Below are 2,453 nucleotides of genomic sequence, written 5' to 3'. Positions count from 1 at the left end.
CGAAAAGACCTCCGTCAGCGAGACTCGTTGATTTGCCGTAGCCGCTTTCTCCGTCTCCATACGCCACCCAAAAAGACAGAAAACTACACAAATCAACGCCCTGTGAACAGCCCCTTTGTAACTGATTGATTGTGAACGGCTATTTTGGCATGTTCACGACGGTGGCATTTCGGGTTTGGTGCGATTGCCCTGCTGTTCGCTGCCTTAATATTCGACCGGCACCGGGTCAAGACTTCGCCACAGATACCACGTCGCGACCGAACGCCAAGGCCGCCAACGCTCGCCCAATTCCGACAACTGACGCCTTGTCGGCCGTTCTCCGTCGAAGTAATGAGCGGCCACCGCCTTCTGCAAACCGATGTCATCAAGCGGAAAAACATCCGGGCGCAGCTGATTGAAAATCAGGAACATCTCTGCCGTCCAGACGCCAATCCCGCGCACGGCGGTCAGTTCGGCGATGATCGCCGCGTCGCTCATGCCATCCCAGCGGCCAACGTGAATTTGCCCGGATGCAAAATGCCGGGCCAGATCCTGAATGTACTCGACCTTGCGGATCGACAAGCCGCATGCGCGCAATTCGTCGGCCGTACCGGCAAGCACGCGATCAGGCGAAATATCGGGAAGATGGGTGATCAACCTCTGCCAGACGCTGTCGGCCGCCTTGACCGAAATCTGCTGCCCGACCACCGACCTGACCAAGGTGCAGAACGGATCACCCCGCGAAACAAGCGATGCACCGGAAAAACGCGCCACCAGAGCAGCCATGACCGGATCTTCCCCCGCCAACTCAAGCGAAGCGCGTTGCCAATAACTCGGCACCATGGTGCTCAAATGAAAACCCGGAAGAAAAAAAACGTGATCCGCGGCGAATTTCCACGGATCACGTCATCAAGCTACAACGAGAGAGGAAAAAAGAAGCGTCAGCGGCTGGCGCGAATCACATCAGCCAAACGCTTGACACCTTCTTCGATGCGTGGCGGCGGCACCGTCACGAAAGCAAGGCGCAGTGTTTCCTTGACCGGATTGGCCGCATAGAACGGCTCGCCGGGGACGAAAGCCACGTTCTGGGCGACTGCTTTAGCCAGAATGGCCGACGCATCCATGCCCTTCGGCAACTCGACCCACAGGAACATCCCGCCCTTTGGTCTATTCCAGGTCACGCCTTCCGGCATATGGCGTTCGAGCGCGTCGAGCATGGCCTGGCACTGCTTGCCGTAGAGCTCGCGGATGGTCGGAATGTGCGAATCGAGGAAACCGTCTTTCACCACTTCGTAAGCGGCCATCTGCGACAGCGTTGCCGTGTGCAGGTCGGTCGCCTGCTTGGCCTGAACCAGCTTGGCACGCAGCGCTTCCGGCGCGATCACGTAGCCGAGGCGGATCCCCGGCGCCAGCACTTTGGAGAACGACCCCATGTAGACGGTGCGCTCCGGCGCCAGCGAACGGATCGAGGGCGGCGTATCGCCGGCATAGGAAAGCTCGCCATAGGGGTCGTCTTCAAGGATCAGCAGATCGAGTTCGCGCGCCTTTTCGGCAAGGCGGCGGCGACGGTCTTCGGGCAACAGACGCCCGGTCGGATTCTGGAAATTCGGCAGGCAGTAGAGGAACTTCGCGCCGCGCAACGACGCATCCATCGCCTCGGGCAGAAGGCCATCGGCATCGGCCGCGATCGAAACATACTTTGGCGAAAACAACGAGAAAGCCTGCAAGGCGCCGAGATAGGTCGGCGTTTCGACGAGTACCGTATCACCCGGATTGATCAGCACCTTGGCCAGCAGATCGAGCCCTTGCTGAGAACCGGACACCATCAACACCTCATCGGGCGACACCGGCGATTCCGGTGTGCTGACACGGGCAGCGATCCACTCACGCAATGGCGCATAGCCCTCGGTCGTGCTGTATTGCAACGCTTCGCGACCGGCCGTCGTCAGCACCCGGTCAAGGGCTGCGCGTGTTTCTTCGACGGGAAACGTTTCCGGCGCCGGCAGGCCGCCGGCAAACGAAATCACTTCGGGACGTTCCGTTACCTTGAGAATTTCACGGATGGCCGAGCTTTCGATGGCGCGGGCGCGCGCCGAAAAGAGCGCGTCAAAATCCGGTGAGGGGAAGGAGTCGCAAGAGGCGGCAGCCGCTTTTTTCAAGGCATTGGTGGTCATGAGATCGGTCAGATAAAAGGATTGAAACGGGAATGGCCAAACAGCTTTCTGCAGAGCGGGCCAGTTTACGCCTTTTTCGGCTGATCGTAAAAACCTCACCCGCCGACCCAGGGCAATCGCACCAAACCCGAAATGCCACCGTCGTGAACATGCCAAAATAGCCGTTCACAATCAATCAGTTACAAAGGGGCTGTTCACAGGGCGTTGATTTGTGTAGTTTTCTGTCTTTTTGGGTGGCGTATGGAGACGGAGAAAGCGGCTACGGCAAATCAACGAGTCTCGCTGACGGAGGTCTTTTCG

General features: G+C 58.6%; 2 protein-coding genes. Both read right to left on the bottom strand.

Going from position 1 to position 2,453, the window contains the following annotated elements; all coding sequences use genetic code 11:
* Positions 1 to 204: 204 nt before the first annotated feature.
* Positions 205 to 822, bottom strand: a complete 618-nt coding sequence (locus GH659_RS14680) for a DNA-3-methyladenine glycosylase family protein (RefSeq protein ID WP_153112181.1) — start codon at positions 820 to 822, stop codon at positions 205 to 207.
* A 98-nt stretch (positions 823 to 920) separates the two neighbouring features.
* On the bottom strand, positions 921 to 2,153 hold the full coding sequence (locus GH659_RS14675) for an aminotransferase-like domain-containing protein (protein ID WP_153112180.1): 1,233 nt from the start codon (positions 2,151 to 2,153) through the stop codon (positions 921 to 923).
* Positions 2,154 to 2,453: the final 300 nt, after the last annotated feature.

Origin of the sequence: Propionivibrio limicola (genome assembly GCF_009469695.1) — a bacterium.
Classification (GTDB): domain Bacteria; phylum Pseudomonadota; class Gammaproteobacteria; order Burkholderiales; family Rhodocyclaceae; genus Propionivibrio; species Propionivibrio limicola.
This window is presented reverse-complemented; position numbering and strand designations above follow the sequence as displayed.

Excerpts from the sequence above, each read along its gene's own strand:
- GH659_RS14680 (WP_153112181.1), bottom strand. The coding sequence starts at position 822 with ATGGTGCCGAGTTATTGGCAACGCGCTTCGCTTGAGTTGGCGGGGGAA.
- GH659_RS14675 (WP_153112180.1), bottom strand. The coding sequence starts at position 2,153 with ATGACCACCAATGCCTTGAAAAAAGCGGCTGCCGCCTCTTGCGACTCC.